Origin of the sequence: Serratia liquefaciens ATCC 27592, assembly GCF_000422085.1 — a bacterium.
In the GTDB taxonomy this organism is placed as follows: domain Bacteria; phylum Pseudomonadota; class Gammaproteobacteria; order Enterobacterales; family Enterobacteriaceae; genus Serratia; species Serratia liquefaciens.
Genome location: NC_021741.1, coordinates 599,375 through 618,565, shown reverse-complemented (window position 1 = coordinate 618,565; position 19,191 = coordinate 599,375). Strand labels below are relative to the sequence as shown.

16 protein-coding genes are annotated in these 19,191 nt (G+C 55.5%); 3 read left to right on the top strand and 13 right to left on the bottom strand.

The window, feature by feature from the left end; translation table 11 throughout:
- Nucleotides 1-59: 59 nt before the first annotated feature.
- From M495_RS02860 to pvcA, 3 genes are all read right to left on the bottom strand, one after another.
- Entirely contained in the window at nt 60-1,319 is a 1,260-nt protein-coding gene (locus M495_RS02860) for a glycosyltransferase (protein ID WP_041415210.1), read from the bottom strand.
- Nucleotides 1,320-1,339: 20 nt separating this feature from the next.
- On the bottom strand, nt 1,340-2,203 hold the full coding sequence (locus M495_RS02855; protein ID WP_020825157.1) for a TauD/TfdA dioxygenase family protein: 864 nt from the start codon (nt 2,201-2,203) through the stop codon (nt 1,340-1,342).
- A gap of 90 nt (nt 2,204-2,293) precedes the next feature.
- Nucleotides 2,294-3,259 (bottom strand): L-tyrosine isonitrile synthase, encoded by a 966-nt coding sequence (pvcA, locus tag M495_RS02850; protein WP_041414184.1) that lies wholly within the window; start codon nt 3,257-3,259, stop codon nt 2,294-2,296.
- A gap of 192 nt (nt 3,260-3,451) precedes the next feature.
- On the opposite strand from pvcA, the gene M495_RS02845 reads away from it, so the two are divergent.
- Nucleotides 3,452-4,375 (top strand): LysR family transcriptional regulator, encoded by a 924-nt coding sequence (locus M495_RS02845; protein WP_041414183.1) that lies wholly within the window; start codon nt 3,452-3,454, stop codon nt 4,373-4,375.
- A 306-nt stretch (nt 4,376-4,681) separates the two neighbouring features.
- Here the strand turns inward: M495_RS02845 and ispH are convergent, their stop codons facing one another.
- From ispH to ribF, 5 genes are all read right to left on the bottom strand, one after another.
- Complete coding sequence (ispH, locus tag M495_RS02840; protein WP_020825154.1) at nt 4,682-5,635, bottom strand: 4-hydroxy-3-methylbut-2-enyl diphosphate reductase; 954 nt, start codon at nt 5,633-5,635, stop codon at nt 4,682-4,684.
- On the bottom strand, nt 5,616-6,086 hold the full coding sequence (fkpB, locus tag M495_RS02835; protein ID WP_020825153.1) for an FKBP-type peptidyl-prolyl cis-trans isomerase: 471 nt from the start codon (nt 6,084-6,086) through the stop codon (nt 5,616-5,618). Before fkpB ends, ispH begins: the two co-directional genes overlap by 20 nt.
- A 1-nt stretch (nt 6,087) precedes the next feature.
- Nucleotides 6,088-6,597 carry a signal peptidase II gene (lspA, locus tag M495_RS02830; RefSeq protein ID WP_020825152.1) on the bottom strand — a complete coding sequence of 170 codons (510 nt, stop codon included), beginning with the start codon at nt 6,595-6,597 and terminating at the stop codon, nt 6,088-6,090.
- Nucleotides 6,598-9,414, bottom strand: coding sequence for an isoleucine--tRNA ligase (gene ileS / locus M495_RS02825; protein WP_020825151.1), 2,817 nt, complete (start codon nt 9,412-9,414; stop codon nt 6,598-6,600).
- A 156-nt stretch (nt 9,415-9,570) separates the two neighbouring features.
- On the bottom strand, nt 9,571-10,509 hold the full coding sequence (ribF, locus tag M495_RS02820) for a bifunctional riboflavin kinase/FAD synthetase (RefSeq protein ID WP_020825150.1): 939 nt from the start codon (nt 10,507-10,509) through the stop codon (nt 9,571-9,573).
- Nucleotides 10,510-10,899: 390 nt separating this feature from the next.
- Between ribF and rpsT the strand changes: the two genes are divergently transcribed.
- Nucleotides 10,900-11,160, top strand: coding sequence for a 30S ribosomal protein S20 (gene rpsT, locus M495_RS02815; RefSeq protein WP_012005147.1), 261 nt, complete (start codon nt 10,900-10,902; stop codon nt 11,158-11,160).
- 69 nt (nt 11,161-11,229) lie between these two features.
- Here rpsT and nhaR read toward each other — a convergent pair whose 3' ends face one another.
- The 4 genes from nhaR to dnaK all read right to left on the bottom strand — a co-directional run bounded on the left by nhaR (nt 11,230) and on the right by dnaK (nt 16,876).
- Nucleotides 11,230-12,129, bottom strand: a complete 900-nt coding sequence (nhaR, locus tag M495_RS02810; RefSeq protein WP_004950031.1) for a transcriptional activator NhaR — start codon at nt 12,127-12,129, stop codon at nt 11,230-11,232.
- 194 nt (nt 12,130-12,323) lie between these two features.
- Nucleotides 12,324-13,490 carry a Na+/H+ antiporter NhaA gene (gene nhaA, locus M495_RS02805; RefSeq protein ID WP_020825149.1) on the bottom strand — a complete coding sequence of 389 codons (1,167 nt, stop codon included), beginning with the start codon at nt 13,488-13,490 and terminating at the stop codon, nt 12,324-12,326.
- A 235-nt stretch (nt 13,491-13,725) separates the two neighbouring features.
- Nucleotides 13,726-14,856: a molecular chaperone DnaJ gene (dnaJ, locus tag M495_RS02800; protein ID WP_020825148.1), complete on the bottom strand. Its 1,131-nt coding sequence runs from the start codon at nt 14,854-14,856 to the stop codon at nt 13,726-13,728.
- A gap of 106 nt (nt 14,857-14,962) precedes the next feature.
- Entirely contained in the window at nt 14,963-16,876 is a 1,914-nt protein-coding gene (gene dnaK, locus M495_RS02795) for a molecular chaperone DnaK (RefSeq protein WP_020825147.1), read from the bottom strand.
- 324 nt (nt 16,877-17,200) lie between these two features.
- Here dnaK and satP point away from each other — a divergent pair, with 324 nt between their 5' ends.
- Entirely contained in the window at nt 17,201-17,800 is a 600-nt protein-coding gene (gene satP / locus M495_RS02790; RefSeq protein ID WP_041415204.1) for an acetate uptake transporter, read from the top strand.
- 51 nt (nt 17,801-17,851) lie between these two features.
- Here satP and M495_RS02785 read toward each other — a convergent pair whose 3' ends face one another.
- The gene (locus M495_RS02785) at nt 17,852-19,159 is read right to left on the bottom strand and encodes an MFS transporter (RefSeq protein WP_020825145.1); all 1,308 of its coding nucleotides are present in this window, start codon (nt 19,157-19,159) and stop codon (nt 17,852-17,854) included.
- Nucleotides 19,160-19,191: the final 32 nt, after the last annotated feature.

The window sequence follows — 19,191 nt, the reverse complement described above, 5'->3', positions numbered from 1 at the left end:
ATTGTGATGGACTGCCGAATACAAAAAATGGGGGCCGAAGCCCCCGTGATAAAAGCGACTTAAGCGGTTAACGCCGCCACCTCTTCGGCAATCGCCGCCAGCGCATCATGGCGAGCATAATCGGCCTGAACCCATGCCGCATGCTGTCGGTAGGCTGGTTGCGTCAGGATCTGCTGCACGGCATGGCGCAGCTGCGATTCGTCCGGATTGCTGGTGTGCAGATTAATGCCGCAGCCAGCTGCCACCACCCGAGCAGCCGCCTCTAGCTTGTCCTCGCCGGTACCGGCGATAATCAACGGCACGCCCTGATCCAACGCGTAGTTGATTGAGCCGTAACCGCCGTTGGTGATCAGCACTGCGGCCTGCGGCAGCCAGCGTTCGAAAGAGATAAACTCCCGCACTCTGGCATTGTCCGGCAGCCGCTCCAACAGCCCGTCGACCGAACGCCCCCCGGTGGTCGCCAGCACCCGTACCGGTAACTGTGCCAGCGCCTTCAGCGTCGGAACAATCAACTGATGCAGATCGACATTCGCCAACGTGCCCTGGCTGACAATCACCAGCGGCCGTTGGTCCGTCTCATCCCAGAGGGCTTCGCTCGGCAGTTGCATCGGGGCGCTGCGCAACGGGCCAATAAATCGCACGCCGGCCGGCAAATCGTCACGCCGATATTCCAGCGCAGGGGTCGCCAGTTGCAAGAAACGATCGCAACCGCCAATCAAGGCATCGCTAAAGGGTTGGTGCAGCGGCCTGCCACCGGATTGCGTCATCGCGGCGTCAAAACTCTGCTGCACCTCATCAATCAAGGCACGCGTGGCGTCATCCACCAGCTGTTCGCGACGTAGCTCCCGCGGCAACAGCGCCGGAGGAATGCGCGGCCCGTAGAAGATGGAATCTTCAGACGAAAATGACAGCGGCGTTACGCCGATACCGATAACCGGAGGGCGTTCTTCCGCCTGCAGCAGCGGCAATACCCCGTAGAAACAGTTTTCCACCATCAGCAGATCGGTAGCCTCGGCGGCGATCACCGTACGCAACTGTTGATTCAGCAACGGGATTGGAGCGGCGAAAAAGTCTTTCAACGCCAGCGCCATCTGCACATTGCCCGGCGGCAGTGCAGCGCGTTCAGGAAAGTGTTCCTCGAGATAGCGATAGTCGAAATCGACCTTGGGATCGAAGGCAACAAACTTCGCCCCTATCGCCTCCGCACGTTCACGGAACAACGCGCCGGTCATCACCCGAACCTGGTGCCCTTGCGCAATCAGGTGCCGGGCAATGCCCAGCATCGGGTAGACGTGACCGGGCGTTGCCACGGCGGTCATCAGAATACGTGCCATAACTCTTAAGCCTCTGCGTTGGCCGGTTTCAGCGCCAGATTGGCGCATACCGGGTTGCTCTGTATATGAACCCGTTGTAAATGGCGGGCCGAGCGGGCGGTAAAGCCTTCACGCCCGTGCAGCAGCGAGAAGTTATCTGCGATCACCACATCACCCTGCTGCCACTGGTGGGCGTAATAGTGGCGCGGATCGTAGAGATGCTGTTGCAGAGTCTGATGGAACGCTTCCTGCTGATCTTCCGGCACCCCGTGATATTCCAGCGCATGCTGGTTGAGGAATTTCTTCCCTTCTGTCGGCGGTTCGTTGTAGCGCATGATCAGCCCACTACCGCTCGGGTGCGTCACCACCAGCGGCGAACACACCTCACCACCGTAGTGCACCACCTGCTTGATGCGGTATGAGATAGACACCGTCAGCCACTGAGCCAGCTGCGACTCATCGGCATTGGCCAGCAGGCGCGTGGTATCGACAAAGGTAGTGCAACCGCCTTCATCCTGCGAGGGCGCGGCTACACAGTGAAACAGCTGGAATTCCGGAATGGTCGGTTTATACATGCCGTCCCAGTGCAGCGGCACATAGCTGCTGTCGAAAATATGGTCCTTGGCGTCTGGATGTTCTTTCACATCCAGCACCGCGCCGAAGGGCCACATCATGATCTCACCCCAATTGCCGGCATAACGGGTCAATACCCGCGGATCGGTAAAACCCGAATCGAAGCCGCGCAGCACCAACAGGTGATGCTGCTGTGCCAGCGTCCGCAGCGCCGCTACCGGCAGCTCGCTGATGGATTGCCCCGGGCGTTCAGGGGTCAATACGGCGCCAAAGGGGCTATTGAGTTCAATACGGCAGTTCAATTGTTGATTGTCCATCGGTGACTCTCCTTGAAGCAAATTTGCTGCTCACACGGCAACCGTGCCGTTAAAAGACGCTCGCCAAGATAGCGGGCGTAAGGTGGCGCATTACACCACTTGAGGTTGTTCAATCAGGTAATGGCTTGGCGTACCGCGGATCGCCACCAATTCGCCCTCTAACTCCTGAGCGTCTTTGCGTTTCATCAGTACGAACTGTCCGTTGACGTTGGCCGCGACGCCGTGCCACGGTGTCAACCAGTCGTCCTTGGTTGGCATCATATGAATGCCTATTTTCAGGCTGTCGGCAGGCTGCGGGTGGATCGACAAGCGGATCGCCGCCGGAAAATGCTGAGCCAGCAGGTTACCCCAGGCCCAGCTGCGTTGAATCACGCCGCAGGCCCGCAGCTTGGCGTCTTTCTGCAACGCGGCATTCGAGCCGCTGTAGCCCGGCAGTTGACTGTCTTCATACAGGAAGCGGGTAATGGCGCGGTACAGTTGCAGCCCCTGCTCGCTTTCCATCAGCTGTTGTTTGATTGCCGACTCCGATTCGGCATAACCGTCGACCAGCAACTGGCGCAGCAAATCGTAGTCGTCGGTGTGTTCCGCCAGCCCTTCCACGTCCCCCAGGTTGAACACGCTCAGGTGCGTGGCCCCAACCTCATGCAGCAGAGTTTCAATTTCGCGCTGATAGTGGTTGATGGCATCGTCACTGACGCGGATTAAATCGCCGAAGACATGACCATCCGAACAGATGACAATATGCGCACCCGGCGGGTAATAAAGCTGAATACGCTGGCAGAGGGAATTAAGGAATATCAACGATAAGCGTTCCGCCATATCGGGTACCGCACCGATCACCTTATTAGTATTGGGTGATTTTGTCGGAAAGGCCGGCAGTACAAACTCAATCCGCCGTTGTTGTTCAATGAATGCCCGGATGCGCGGCAATTGCACCTGAGTGACCAGTCGCTCCTCGTCGGAATTTGATGTTTCTATCCCTGGGAATCGGCGCCGATATTGCAATAGCTCATGAAGGATCTTTAACGATATTTTTTCAATACGGGCACTGTCCACAATTAACTCCTGTTCAGATTATGGCGCAGGTGATTTATTCACAAACGCAATAAGACTTTTCGAAAAAAGAGGCATCACCAGGGAATAATATTCACTGCTGATATTTATCTGCTTCAGGCAATATAGAAGAGATGGTGCTATATTATTAGCCCGTATAATTAACAATCTTGGTTAAGTTGAACTTAACAAACTATGAGTAATATTCTAAAACGCATGGCCATTTTTTCTAAAGTTGTCGATTGCGGCGCGTTCAGCATGGCAGCCAAGGAATTAGGCATTACCACCTCTGCCGTCAGCCAGCATATCCGCCTGTTGGAAAACGAGCTCGGCATTCAATTACTTCTGCGTTCTACTCGCTCACTGAGCCTGACCGAAGCCGGGCTCTGTTTTTATGAAGATTGCGTTTTAATGCTGCATGCCGCCGAGCGGGGGCAACAACGTATCGCCGCCCTGCGCGGTGAGCTGAGTGGGGAGCTACGCGTTGCCACATCCACTGAGTTCGCCACCCACTATCTGGTGCCTGCACTGCAAAGCTTCCTTGATGAACACCCGCGCATCACGCTGAGGCTGGAGATCCACGACGAGAAAATCGACCTGATAGGCCAGCGTATTGATCTGGCGATCCGTGGCGGTGTGTTGGCTGATTCCAGTTACGTTTCTACCCGCCTTGCGCGCTTTCGTGAGGTATTATGTGCATCACCAGCCTACCTTGCGGGACATGGTATTCCCGAGAGCCCACAAGCGTTAACCCGGCATCAATGGGTGACTTTTACCCCCTTGGGTAACCCGCAATTTGTTCGCCTGCTCCACCACAACGGCGATGAACATCGGCTACGAATGACCGGGCGTCTATTTACCAATAACGGTATGGCCATGAAAGAACTGGCGCTGGCGGGCAAAGGGATCATCCGTAATTTCTTTGTCAATGTTGAGCGTGAATTACACAATGGCGATTTGGTGGAAATCCTGCCTGAATGGCGATTACCAGAGATTAATTGCTATGCAATTATGCCGCGACGGGACAGCCAACCTTTAAAAGTTCGCCGTTTGCTTGAGCATATGAAAATCCATCTGCAGCAAAAGGAGAAAAATTCTTTAAACCAGTTGCGAACTTAATTAAATAAACAGTGTCTGCAACGACAATTAATTTAGTTATTTAACCTCTCAGCCCTTTGCTGACCAACACCAGACTTTATTTAGATTGCAGACTAATGATATTAGTCTTAATAACTTTATTATTGCCTATATAAGCGCTTCATTTTTCATTAATTCAAATTGTCAGAACAAATTTGACTTTAAATAACAGAAAATTTGAATTACATCCTATTACTTCCTCTCGATCTAATATTGCCCCCCGTCCCCCGATCCACAAATGCAAAACGGGGAGCCTAAGCTCCCCGTTCATTTATTTACCACTGTGGCCTAGTCAACCTGCCGGATATCGACCCGCAGCTCTTTTGGCACTTCAAACACGATATTCTCTTCACGGCCGCTGACTTCATGGACGTTAAGGCCGCCCAAGGCTTTCAGACGGGCGATCACGTCCTGTACCAGCACGTCAGGGGCGGAAGCACCGGCGGTAACGCCGATGTTACTCGCGTTCTTCAACCAGGCTTCCTGAATATCCGCGGCGGAATCGATCAGGTAGGCCGGCTTGCCAACGCGCTGAGCCAATTCAGCCAGACGGTTGGAGTTGGATGAGTTCTTCGAGCCCACCACTAACACCACGTCCGCATCCCCGGCCAGGTTCCGTACCGCTTCCTGGCGGTTGGTCGTGGCATAGCAGATGTCGTCCTTACGTGGCCCGATGATGCTCGGGAAGCGCTTGCGCAAGGCGTCGATCACGTCAGAAGTGTCATCCACCGACAGCGTGGTTTGCGTCATAAAGCACAGGTTGCTTTCATCCTTCACCTGCAGCTTCCACACGTCGTCCGGCGACTCAACCAGATACATGCCCCCCTTCGGGTTGCTGTACTGGCCCATGGTGCCTTCCACCTCCGGATGGCCAGCATGGCCAATCAGGATAGCCTCAGTGCCACGACGGCTGGCGCGCGCCACCTCCATATGCACTTTGGTTACCAGCGGACAAGTTGCGTCAAACAGCATGGTCAGATCGCGCGCCTTGGCTTCCGCCCGTACCGCTTGGGAAACCCCGTGCGCCGAAAAGATCAGAATCGACCCATCCGGCACTTCACCGATCTCCTCAATAAACACCGCCCCGCGCTCGCGCAGGCTGTCCACCACATAGCGGTTATGCACCACTTCGTGGCGTACATAGATAGGCGCACCGTAAATTTCCAGTGCGCGCTCTACTATACTGATCGCACGATCAACCCCGGCGCAGAAGCCACGTGGGTTAGCCAGCAATATTTGCATGCGTCTCCTCCTGCACGGGATCAATCTCCAGCACTTCAATATCGAAGCTCACCGGATGGCCCGCCAGCGGATGGTTGAAATCAACGGTAATCGAATCTTCCGCAACTTCACGCACCACGCCCGGCATTTCACTGCCGTCGACGGCGGTAAACAGCATGATGGTGCCCACATCCGGTACCCCAGTCTCCGCGAAATCGCGACGTGAGAAGTACTGGACCAGGTCCGGGTTCTCTGCACCGAATGCGGCTTCCGGCTGCAAGGTAAAGGCGCACTTGTCGCCCGCACGCAGGCCAATCAACTCCGCTTCCAGCGGTGCTGAGAGGCTGCCGTCACCCAGACGGAACAGCGCCGGTTTGCCGCTGCTACGGGTAGATTCTGCGGTCGAACCGTCTTCCAGTTTCAGCGTAAAGTGAACCAGCACTGCGCTGCTACCGTTAACCTGAACCGTCATATTACTCACCTTTACTCTTTGCGCTTTTGCTCGCCGGCGACAAGAAGCCTTCAAGCACGATCATCGCCGCCCCCACGCAGATAAAGCTATCCGCCAGATTGAAGGTCGGGTAGTGCCAGTCGCCTACGTAGAAGTCGATGAAATCGACCACGAAACCGTGCCACAGGCGATCGAACAGGTTGCCGAGCGCCCCGCCGATGATAAAAGCATAGGCAATATTATTCAGCTTTTGCTGCGCCTGACTGCGGTACATCATCACCAACAGCACCGCAACGATAGCGACGGCGATGCCGGCAAAGAACCAGCGCTGCCAGCCGCCGTGATCGGCGAGGAAGCTGAAGGCGGCGCCGTAATTGCGCGCATAAAACAGATTGAACGACGGGATCAGCGGCTGGGACTGGCCCAGCACAAAGTTACCGAGGATCCACTGTTTGCTGGCGAAATCCAGTACCAACACCACCACCACCAGCCACAGCCAGCGCAGACCGGTCGAACAGATTGGTTTACTCATTTAGGCAAACTTACGCTTTTCGCCGTCACCGGCTACGTTGATCACACAGCGGCCGCAAAGATCTGCATGCTCCGCCACCAGGCCGATATCGGTGGTGTAATGCCAGCAGCGCGGGCACTTCTCACCTTCTGCGGTGCTGAAGGCAATTTTCAGACCTTTCACCAATTCTGCTGTTTGTGCATCCGCCGGCGCATCGGCCAGTGGAGCAACGCGCGCCGCCGAGGTCAGCAACACAAAGCGCAGCTCATCCTGCAGACTGTTAAGACGTTCGGCCAGCTCGGTATCAGCATACAGCGTGACCGCCGCTTCCAGAGAACCCCCCAGGCGTTTGTCGGCACGTGCCTGTTCCAGCACCTTGTTCACTTCGCCGCGCACTTTCAGCAGCTCGGCCCAGAAGGCGTCGTTCATGCCTTCACCTTCGGCCAAACCGAAGAGACCGTCGTACCATTCTTCAGTGAACACGTACTGCGCACGTTTGCCTGGCAGGAAGCTCCAGATTTCATCGGCGGTGAACGACATGATCGGCGCCATCCAGCGAACCAGCGCTTCCGCGATGTGGAACAATGCGGTCTGGCAGCTGCGGCGAGCAACGCTGTCGCTCTTCGCGGTGTACTGACGATCCTTGATGATATCCAGATAGAAGGAGCCCATCTCGACCGAGCAGAACTGCATCAGGCGCTGCACTACTTCATGGAAGTCATAGTTGGCGTAAGCCTGTTCGATATCCTTCTGCGCCGCCAGTGCACGGCCCACCGCCCAGCGATCCAGTACCACCATGTCTTCCGGGGCCACGCAATCGGTGCTTGGCTCAAACCCGTTCAGGTTGGCCAACAGGAAACGCGCGGTGTTACGGATGCGACGATAAGAATCGGCAGAACGCTTGAGGATCTCGTCGGACACCGCGATTTCACCGGTGTAGTCGGTAGACGCCACCCACAGGCGCAGGATGTCGCCACCCAGCTTGTTCATCACGTCTTGTGGACTGACGGTGTTGCCGATGGACTTGGACATCTTGCGGCCCTGACCGTCAACGGTGAAACCGTGGGTCAGCACTTCTTTGTATGGCGCCTTGCCCTTCATCGCGGTGGAAATCATCAACGATGACATAAACCAGCCGCGGTGCTGATCGGAGCCTTCCAGATACATGTCGGCACCGTGGCCCTGGAACTCAGGACGTACGTCAACCACGGAAGAGTGGGTAGAACCGGAGTCGAACCACACGTCCAGGGTGTCTGGCACTTTGACGTAGTCGGCAGCATCCGCGCCGAGGATATCGGCAGCGTCCAGATCCCACCAGGCTTGAATGCCGTCTTGCTCAACGCGCTTCGCCACTTCTTCCATCAGCTCAACGCTACGTGGGTGCAGTTGTTCAGTGTCTTTGTGCACAAACAGCGACATCGGCACGCCCCAGGTACGCTGACGCGAAATACACCAGTCCGGGCGATTGGCCACCATGGTTTCGATACGTGCCTGGCCCCATTCCGGGATCCACTGCACGCCTTTGATCTCTTCCAGCGACTGCTGACGCAGGCCTTTCTGGTCCATGCTGATGAACCACTGTGGCGTTGCGCGGAAGATGATCGGCGTTTTGTGGCGCCAGCAGCATGGATAGCTGTGAACCAGTTTTTCAACGTGCAACAGTGCGCCTTTCTCACGCAGCAGGTCTACGATCAGATCGTTGGCCTTGAAGACAAACTTGCCGTCCAGCAACGGATGAGTGCCGGTCAGGTAGCAGCCGTTCGGCCCTACCGGGTTGGCAATCTCCAGACCGTATTTCTGGCTGATGACAAAGTCATCCGGACCGTGGCCACCGGCGGTATGGACCGCACCGGTACCGGCATCCAGCGTGACGTGTTCGCCCATGATCGCCGGCACGTCGAAGCCCATGAACGGGTGTTCGAAGCGCATCAACTCCAGATCGGCGCCTTTGCAGCTGCCCAGCACGGTCCATGAGCTGATACCGGCGCGCTTCATCACGCTTTCTACCAGCTCAGCGGCCAGGATCAGGCATTGGCCTTCGACCTGCACCAGTTGATAAGCAAATTCAGGGTGCAAAGAGATCGCGCGGTTAGCCGGCAAGGTCCACGGCGTGGTGGTCCAGATCACCAGAGAAACCGGGCCGTTGAAGCTGGTGACGCCAAATTTGGCCGCCACGGCAGCCGCGTCAACCGCGTGGAAAGCCACATCGATCGACGGCGAAGTCTTGTCATAATATTCCACTTCCGCTTCCGCCAGCGAAGAGCGGCAGTCGGTACACCAGTGCACCGGCTTAGCGCCTTTCAGCAGGTGGCCGTTGTCGATGATTTTGCCCAACGCGCGGATGATATTGGCTTCGGTTTTGAAGTCCATGGTCAGGTACGGGTGATCCCAGTCGCCCAACACGCCCAGACGGATAAAGTCTTTTTTCTGGCCTTCAACCTGCTCAGCAGCGTACTCACGGCACTTCACACGGAATTCCGCGGCGGTGAGTTTCTCACCCGGTTTGCCGTACAGTTGCTCAACTTTCAGTTCGATCGGCAGGCCATGGCAGTCCCAACCCGGAACGTAAGGCGAGTCGAAGCCGGACATCCCTTTCGACTTGATAATAATGTCTTTGAGAATCTTGTTAACCGAGTGACCAATGTGAATGCTGCCGTTCGCATACGGAGGGCCGTCATGCAAAATAAAGGATTTTTTGCCCTTTTTGGCAGTACGAATAATCCCGTACAGATCCTGTTCATACCAACGTTGCAGCATGCCAGGTTCACGCTTGGCCAGATCGCCGCGCATCGGGAACCCTGTTTCCGGCAAGTTCAGGGTATTCTTGTAGTCACTCATGAGATTCTCGTTTCCGTTTTCGGCTATTTACCCGTCACACTTCAAGCTGCATCTTTGTTGGCTGCCCTTTCTTACCCGAATCACTTGCCTGTGCAAGCTCATCGGGGTTCGCGCGGTTGCCGCCACGATGCCACTCGAATTGTTTAGGGTAAACGATTAAACCAGTGTTTTTAACCCGAAAAACTTTCGGGCCGTCACCACATCATTGGCGATTTGCTGCTTCAGGGCATCGAGCGAAGCAAAACGCTGTTCATTGCGCAATTTCGCGCGGAGCACCACGTCTATATGGCGCCCGTAAAGATCCATTGTGACATCCAGCAGGTGGACTTCCAGCTGCTGACGCACACCGGCAACGGTTGGGCGCGTGCCGATATTGGCTACGCCAGGGAGCGGCTCAGGCCCCAGACCATAAACTTCTACCGCATAAACCCCTTTCACCGGGGCAACCAGGCGCTTCAGCGGCAGGTTGGCGGTCGGGAAGCCGATGGTGCGACCCAGCTCATCGCCGTGCACCACCCGACCAGAAATGCTGTACGGGTGGCCCAGCAGCGTCTCCGCCTGCGCCAGGTCGTCATCGCGCAGCGCATTGCGGATCGCCGTGCTGCTGATGCGTTGATCGCCCTCGCGGAAGGTCGGCGTGCTGATCACCTCAAAGCCATATTCCTTCCCGGCTTTTTGCAATAGCGGAAAATCGCCCTGGCGGGTAGCGCCAAAGCGAAAATCATCCCCGACCATCAGGAATTTCACGCCCAGTTTTTCCACCAGCAGGTCGGCGACGAACGCCTGTGCCGTGTTGGCGGCAAAACGCGGATCAAACTTGACGCACAGCAGGTAATCAACCCCCGCCTGCGCCAGGTATTTAGCCTTGTCACGCAAACGCGTGAGACGGGCCGGTGCCTTGTCCGCTGCAAACATTTCCAGCGGCTGCGGCTCAAAGATCATGACCATCACTGGCAGCCCGAGGCGTTGCCCCTCTTGTTTCAGCTGCTCCAGCAACGCTTGGTGACCGCGGTGTACGCCGTCAAAGTTGCCGATGGTGAGCACGCAACCATGGTGGCGTGCCCGGATATTGTGAATGCCGCGAATTAGCTCCATAGCTGGCTCAAAACAGTGGAAATCGCCGGATTATACCTTGTACAGCGGTTAAGGTTAACCCGCGATTGGTACCTTTATGTAATAGACATACCATACCGGAGATAATCTGCAGGTGAAACGCCCTAACCGCAGTTTATCCGGCGTCATCCGGGTGATTACCGACTGCGGCCAATGGGTTGCGACCACCGTGGCAAATCATTGGTGAATTTTCTCGCGAAAGACTGTATTCCCATGACCGAAGCTGGTAAAATCCTGCGCCATCACAACGTAGCAAGTGCCGCCCGTACAAACGGCGCTTATTTGCACAAATTCATTGACAAACGCAGGCTAAAAGGGCATATTCCTCGGCCTTCGAATTGTCCTCAATAGAATATATTTGGGAGTTGGACCTTGGCTAATATCAAATCAGCTAAGAAGCGCGCCGTACAGTCTGAGAAGCGTCGTAAGCATAACGCTAGCGGCCGCTCAATGATGCGTACCTACATCAAGAAAGTAGAAGCTGCTATCGCCACTGGCGACAAAGAAGCTGCGCAAGCTGCTTACGCTGTAATGAAACCAATCGTGGACCGCAAGGCTGCTAAAGGCCTGATCCACAAAAACAAAGCAGCACGCCATAAGTCAAACCTGTCGGCGCGCATCAACGCTTTGTAATAAGCATCGTGTTGTCTGCTTGAAAAAAAACCGGCTCAGGCCGGTTTTTTTACGTCTGCGCTACCCGGTCTAGTAGGCAAACAGCGCAGAGAAGTCCTTGTTGCACACCCGCTGTACCGCCGGATGCTGGATCATGCGCTCGGCAAAGATGATGTAGTACTCTTCCTGCACGCTATCAATACGTCCAATCTCCACCACGTCATCGTCGTTATAGGTATCTTGCGCATACAGCGTCGGAGCAACGAAGATCGCGTTGTGGTACATGCCAAAGGTTTTCATCAGGGCCGCATCGTCAAACTCGCCCAGGATTTCCACCTGAATGCCTTGGGTGTTAAACCAGTTAAGCAATTTACGTCCCAGCATCGAACGTCGGCCAGGGATCAACAATTTGCGCTGTTCCAGGCAGGCGGGGAAAGGCAGGTCCGGCGCCGGCTGACGACAGAAGAAGCTGATGCCGCACTCACCCAGCTTGAGTGAAAACAGCCCTTCCTGCTGGCTGGAGTCCACCGGGCAGTCTGACAGGATCATATCGAGCTTATGCTGGCTGAGCTGCTCCAGCAGCATCTCATGCGTCGACTCAAAGCAACGCAGGTGAATTTGCTCATTATCCACCACCACCGCCGTTTCCAGCACCTGGCTCACCAAACGCTTGGACAACGCATCCGCCACCCCAACGTCGAACAGCAGGTTGGATTCCTTGCGATAGTTGACGATATCCAGCATTTCCTGGCTGAGCATAAACATCTTGTCGGCATAGCGGAACACCAGCTGCCCCAATTCAGAAGGCACCAGCCCACGCCCCTGCCGCTTGAACAGCTTGCCGTCCAAACGCTCTTCCAGCGCTTTGATCTGGCCTGTGATGGTCTGCGGCGTCAGAAACAACGCTTCGGCGGCGCCGACCACAGAACCTTCCTTGCAGACCTGCCAGAAGTAGTAAAGGTGATTAAAGTTGATATGCGACATCCTCACGAGGTGCTCTCCTTAACATTTCATCGCGGCGAACTTTCGACCGTGACGAGCGACTAATGTCCTTTCCCTGTTTCAGACAACCTGTTGCTGCATTCGTCCCAAACAGAACGGCCGAAGCTGCACATATTTTATACTGTGCAGCTCCGACCAGCTATTGTAGTGTGTCCCCGCAAACAGGGGATACCCTAAAGGGGTTATCTGACCCTTGGTAACGACATGCGCAACAGAGCGTACCCGACCACCGCCGCCGTAGTTGACCCAATCAGGATCCCCAGTCGCGAATAGGTGCTTAGTACAACATCCGCATCACCAAACGCCAGTGACGCGATGAAAATCGACATGGTGAAACCAATACCACAGAGCACAGAAACGGCAAACACCTGTTTGAAACCAATTCCTTCAGGCAACCTGGCAATCCCCAACTTCACTGCCAACAGGCTAAAGGTGAAGATGCCCAACGGCTTACCGATAAACAGACCCGCTGCGATCCCGACCGGCAATAGCGAGGTCAGCCCGCTCAACGACACGCCCTGTAATGAAACGCCGGCGTTAGCGAAAGCAAACAGCGGCAAGATCATAAAGGCCACCCACGGATGCAGTTCATGCTCTAACGTTTCTGAAGGCGACGGGCCTTTCTTCACGTTCAGCGGGATCATAAAGCCGACGATCACTCCGGCGAGCGTTGCATGCACCCCGGATTTGAGGATAGCTACCCACAGCACCAGGCCGACAATCATATAGAGTGAGGTTTTCCCCACCCCGCGCCAGTTCATAAACGCCAGTACCGCAACAGCCGCCGCCGCCACGCCCAGCGCCGCCATCGAGACTTCGTGGGTATAGAACAGCGCGATAATCACGATCACGCCCAGGTCATCAATAATCGCCAGCGCCAGCAGGAACACCTTCAGGCTGGTTGGCACGCGGTTACCCAACAGCGCCATCACCCCGAGGGCAAACGCAATATCGGTCGCCGCCGGGATTGCCCAGCCCTGACGAGTCACCTCGTCCGCGCCGTTGAACATCAGGTAAATCAGCGCCGGTGCCAGCATGCCGCCCAGCGCGGCAATTGCCGGGAAGACCGCCTTGTCGCGCCCGGCCAATGAGCCTTGCATCAGCTCACGCTTAACCTCCAGCCCCACCACCAGGAAAAAGATCGCCATCAGGCCATCGTTAATCCACAGCAGCAGCGGCTTGGCAATCTCGAGTGAAGACACCTTCACCATAACCGGTAAATTGAGGAAAGCGTGATAGATCCCCTGAGCCGGGGTATTGGCCATGATCAACGCAATAATCGCGGCGACTATCAGGATGATACCGCCCGCGGCCTCCTGACGTAAAAACTGACGAATAATGTTGGTCACAATACGTCTCTCCAGATCTGTGCGTAGCACATGGGCCCCGCATACAAAGTAATGGAACGAGTATAGACGGCGGTTTAGCTCGATAAAATACGTTTATAAATGCTTTAAACATCGTTAAAACCGATCTATTAACGATATATATCACACTTTTTATAGGGATATTGGTAAATGAATGTCAATAAAAAACCCCGGTTTTGACACCGGGGTTATGCAGAACGCTAACGGAGACAGAAGCTTAACGCGTCAGGTCATCAAAAAACTTTTTCACGCCGTCGAAGAAACTTTTCGAACGCGGACTGTTTTTATCACCGGAAGGGCCACCTAGGCTCTCCTCCAGTTCCTTCAGCAATTGCTTCTGCTTGTCGTTCAGGTTAACCGGGGTTTCCACCACTACACGGCACAGCAGGTCGCCCTGGCTGCCGCCACGTACCGATTTAACACCCTTGCCGCGCATGCGGAACAGTTTGCCGGTCTGGGTTTCTGTCGGTACTTTCAGCTTCACGCGGCCATCCAGCGTCGGCACTTCGATCTCACCACCCAATGCTGCCATCGCGAAGTTGATCGGTACTTCACAGTACAGGTTGTTGCCTTCACGCTCGAAGATCGGGTGAGCCTTCACCTGAACCTGAACGTACAGATCGCCAGCCGGTGCGCCGTGTTCGCCTGCTTCACCCTCACCCGCCAGGCGGATGCGGTCACCGGTATCCACGCCGGCCGGGATTTTCACCGACAGCGTTTTGGCTTTCTCTACCCGGCCGTGGCCATGGCAGCTGTTGCAAGGGTCTTTGATGATCTGACCGCGGCCATGACAGTGCGGACAGGCCTGCTGCACGGTAAAGAAACCCTGGCGCATCTGCACCTGGCCCTGACCGTGACAGGTTGGACAGGTCACCGGCGAGCTGCCTGGCTTCGCGCCGCTGCCGTGACAAACACCACACTCTTCCAGCGTCGGAATGCGGATCTCTTTGGTCACGCCACGAACAGCTTCCTCGAGGGACAGCTCCATGTTGTAGCGCAGATCGGAACCGCGGCTGGCGCGTTGACGGCGGCCACCACCGAAGATGTCGCCAAATACGTCGCCAAAGATATCGCTGAAGTCGGCACCGCCGCCGCCAAACCCACCGCCACCGCCCATGCCGCCTTGTTCAAACGCCGCATGGCCGTATTGATCGTAGGCCGCACGCTTTTGATCGTCGGTCAGAACTTCGTACGCTTCCTTGACCTCTTTAAATCTGGCTTCGGCGTCCTGATCCTGGTTGCGGTCAGGATGGTACTTCATCGCCAGGCGTTTATACGCCTTTTTGATCTCACGTTCTTCCGCCGTCTTGGAGACGCCGAGAATCTCGTAATAGTCTTTCTTCGCCATTATTTCTGTAACCCTTAACATGCGTGCACGGGCGTAGAGTTGCCTCGACGCCCGTGCTGGTTTCCGGTAACGGCCTCTCAGCCGTTCCGTGCCCGCTTAAGGGCGATTATTTTTTGTCTTTAACTTCTTCGAACTCAGCGTCAACCACGTCGTCGTCTTTCTGCGCCGCGTTATCAGCACCGGCATCAGCACCTTGCTGAGCCTGCTGCGCCTGAGCCATTTCCAGCAGCTTGCCGGAAACCTGCACCAGAGCCTGGGTCTTAGCTTCGATCTCGGCTTTATCTTCGCCTTTAACCGCAACTTCCAGATCTTTCAGCGCCGCTTCGATAGCCGTTTTGTCTTCCGCCGGCAGTTTGTCGCCCGCTTCTTCCAACTGCTTACGGGTACCGTGGATCAGGTGGTCGGCCTGGTTACGGGTCTGCACCAGCTCTTCGAACTTACGGTCAGCTTCGGCGTTCACTTCAGCATCGCGCACCATTTTCTGGATTTCTTCTTCGTTCAGACCAGAAGAAGCCTTGATGGTGATCTTCTGCTCACGGCCGGTATTCTTGTCTTTGGCAGACACGTGCAGAATACCGTCGGCGTCGATGTCGAAGGTCACTTCGATTTGCGCCATACCGCGTGGAGCCGCCTGGATGCCGTCCAGATTGAACTGGCCCAGTGACTTGTTATCGTTAGCGCGTTTACGCTCACCCTGCAGCACGTGGATGGTTACCGCAGACTGGTTGTCTTCAGCGGTAGAGAACACCTGGCTGTGCTTGGTCGGGATGGTGGTGTTTTTGGTGATCAGCGGAGTCATCACGCTGCCCATGGTTTCGATACCCAGCGACAGCGGGGTAACGTCCAGCAGCAGAACGTCCTTCACATCACCGGCCAACACGCCGCCCTGTACCGCAGCACCCACCGCAACGGCTTCGTCCGGGTTAACGTCTTTACGTGGTTCTTTACCGAAGAAGTCAGCGACTTTCTTCTGAACCATTGGCATACGGGTCTGGCCGCCCACCAGGATCACGTCCTGAATGTCGGAAACCGACAGGCCAGCGTCTTTCAGAGCGACTTTCAGCGGCTCGATAGAACGCGCAACCAGATCTTCTACCAGCGACTCGAGTTTTGCACGGGTCACTTTGATGTTCATGTGTTTTGGACCGCTCGCATCTGCAGTAATGTACGGCAGGTTTACGTCGGTCTGCTGAGCGGAAGACAGTTCAATCTTCGCTTTCTCAGCGGCTTCTTTCAGACGCTGCATCGCCAACGGATCGTTGCGCAGGTCGAAACCTTGTTCTTTCTTGAACTCTTCCACCAGATAGTTGATCAGGCGGCTGTCGAAGTCTTCACCACCCAGGTGGGTATCACCGTTGGTTGCCAGAACTTCGAAGGTTTTTTCGCCGTCAACTTCGTCGATTTCGATAATAGAGATATCGAAAGTACCGCCACCCAGGTCATAAACCGCGATGGTACGGTTGCCGACTTCTTTGTCCAGGCCGTAAGCCAGAGCCGCAGCGGTCGGTTCGTTGATGATACGTTTTACTTCCAGACCTGCGATACGGCCGGCGTCTTTGGTCGCCTGACGCTGTGCGTCGTTGAAGTATGCAGGTACGGTGATAACTGCTTCAGTTACCGGTTCACCCAGGTAATCTTCCGCCGTTTTCTTCATTTTCTTCAGCACTTCTGCAGAGATCTGCGGTGGTGCCACACGCTGGCCTTTCACTTCTACCCATGCGTCGCCGTTATCAGCAGCCACAATTTTGTACGGCATGATGTCTTTATCACGCTGTGCTTCTTCATCCTGGAAGCGACGGCCAATCAGGCGCTTGATCGCAAACAGGGTGTTTTGTGGGTTAGTAACAGCCTGACGCTTAGCAGGCTGGCCAACCAGAATTTCACCATCCTGGGTATATGCGATGATCGAAGGTGTAGTACGATCGCCTTCGCTGTTCTCCAGCACGCGCGCTTTACCACCATCCATAATTGCTACACAAGAGTTGGTAGTACCCAGGTCGATACCAATGATTTTGCCCATCTAAACGTCTCCACTAATAAATTCATATTCGGTCAGGTTGCTAACCTATATGCGGGCGAATTTTTGCTTTTCAACTGCCCGACATTTCAGACTTACCCGCGGTCAGCAACTGCGGTTGCAAATAAGATGGGGCCATACAATCCAGCATCAAGGGGCAGGGCAAAAAAAAATTCGTTTTTATCGTCACTCAGATCATTGTTTCCTGTTCTGGGGATCATTATGATGCCGCGCGCTCTGATGGAAGTTATAGGTTTTTCGGCCATTCAGACCATTTATGAATTTACCTACCCATTTTCGTTAAAATTCTGTTATCGCAGAGGACATATGCACACCAACAAGTTGGCGAATCCCGGCCCTCTCGGCCTGATGGGCTTCGGGATGACCACCGTCTTGCTGAACCTGCACAACGCGGGCTTTTTCCCATTGAACTCTTCCATCATCAGCATGGGGATTTTCTTCGGTGGACTGGCCCAGATTATGGCTGGCCTGCTGGAATACAAGAAAGGCAATACCTTCGGCATGACGGCCTTTATCTCTTACGGCAGCTTCTGGCTGAGCCTGGTCGGGCTGCTGCTGCTGCCACGCCTGGGCCTGGCTGAACCAACCGACGCCAGCGTGCTGGGGATCTATTTAGCACTGTGGGGCGTCTTCACCCTGTTCATGTTCTTCGGCACTCTGCGCGCCAACCGCGTGCTGCAGTTCGTGTTCGGCAGCCTGACGCTGCTGTTCGCCCTGCTGGCCGTCGGTAACATCACCGGCAACCCTGCGCTGCTGAAATTTGCCGGCTACGAAGGCATCATCTGCGGTGCCAGCGCCATCTACCTGGCTATGGCGGAAGTGCTCAACGAGCAGTTTGGCCGTACGGTGCTGCCGATTGGCGAACCCAGCGTCAACAATGTAGAACCTATCCGGGCAGTGGCATAAGCGTCATTGACCTGAAATGAAAAGCCCTGCGGTTGATTGCAGGGCTTTTTTTTAGCTGTAAGAACCGGCGCGTTGCGCCCTGGTTTCGCTGTTCAGATCGCGATGGAGGTAAATCCCCAGCAGCAGTCCTATCCCCGACAACGCCAATACGTAGTAAGCGGGTGCTAACGGGGTTAACTTCATGATCAACGTCACAAATATTGGGGTTAAACCCCCAAAAATAGCGTATGCGACATTATATGAGAACGAAATACCGGTAAATCGCACTTCCGCCGGGAAAGCCCGCACCATCACATAGGGTACAGCGCCCACCACGCCCACGCTGAAGCCTACCAGCGCATAGCAGGCGAACAGCATTTCCGGGTGTTCTCCCACCGTCCGATAAAATAGCCAACTGCAGCCGGCCAACAGCAAACTGCCAACGATAAAGGTCTTGCTGGCACCGAAGCGATCCGCCGCCAAACCGGCGGTAATGCAGCCAGCAATCAGCATGATGGTGGCAATGCTGTTCGCCTGCAGCGACAGCGCCGGGGCAATGCCAAATTGCTTTTGCAAGTAAGTCGGGGTCATCAGGATCACCACCACGATACCGGCGGACAGCAGCCAGGTCAGCAGCATCGACACCACCACTTCCTTGCGATGGTTAAGCACCACGGATTTCAGCGGCAGCTCCTCCGCCAGGGCTTTGCGCGCCTGCATCTCGATGAAAATTGGCGTTTCCTGCAACCAACGGCGCAGGTACATCGCCACCAGGCCGAAAATGCCGCCCAGCAGGAAAGGAATGCGCCAGCCCCCCTCGGCGATGGTCTGTTGGCTGAGCGTAGTGTTGATCACCGTCGCCACCAACGAGCCCAGCAAGATACCGACCGTCAGACCGGCGGTCAGGGTACCGCAGGCAAAACCAATGCGGCGGCGCGGCACGTGTTCGGCAACAAACACCCAGGCCCCCGGCACTTCACCACCAATCGCTGCGCCCTGCAGCACCCGCATCAGCAGCAGCAAGAGCGGCGCGGCAATACCGATGCTGGCGTAGGTCGGTAACAGGCCCATGCCAAGCGTCGGTAGCGCCATCAGCAGAATGCTCAGGCTGAACATCTTCTTACGGCCGACCAAATCGCCGAAGTGTGCCATGACGATGCCGCCCAACGGGCGGGCCAGGTAACCGGCGGCAAAGATGCCGAAGGTTTGCACCTGACGCAGCCATTCAGGCATATCCGCCGGGAAGAAAAGTTCGCCCATCACCGCAGCAAAGAAGACGAAAATGATGAAGTCGTAGAACTCCAGCGCTCCGCCCAGGGCAGCTAACGTCAGAGTTTTGTAGTCTTGCCGGTTTAACCGGCGATTATTATCGTGAGGCATAGGGTACCGTCAGAGGAGACTGTTAAAATAAA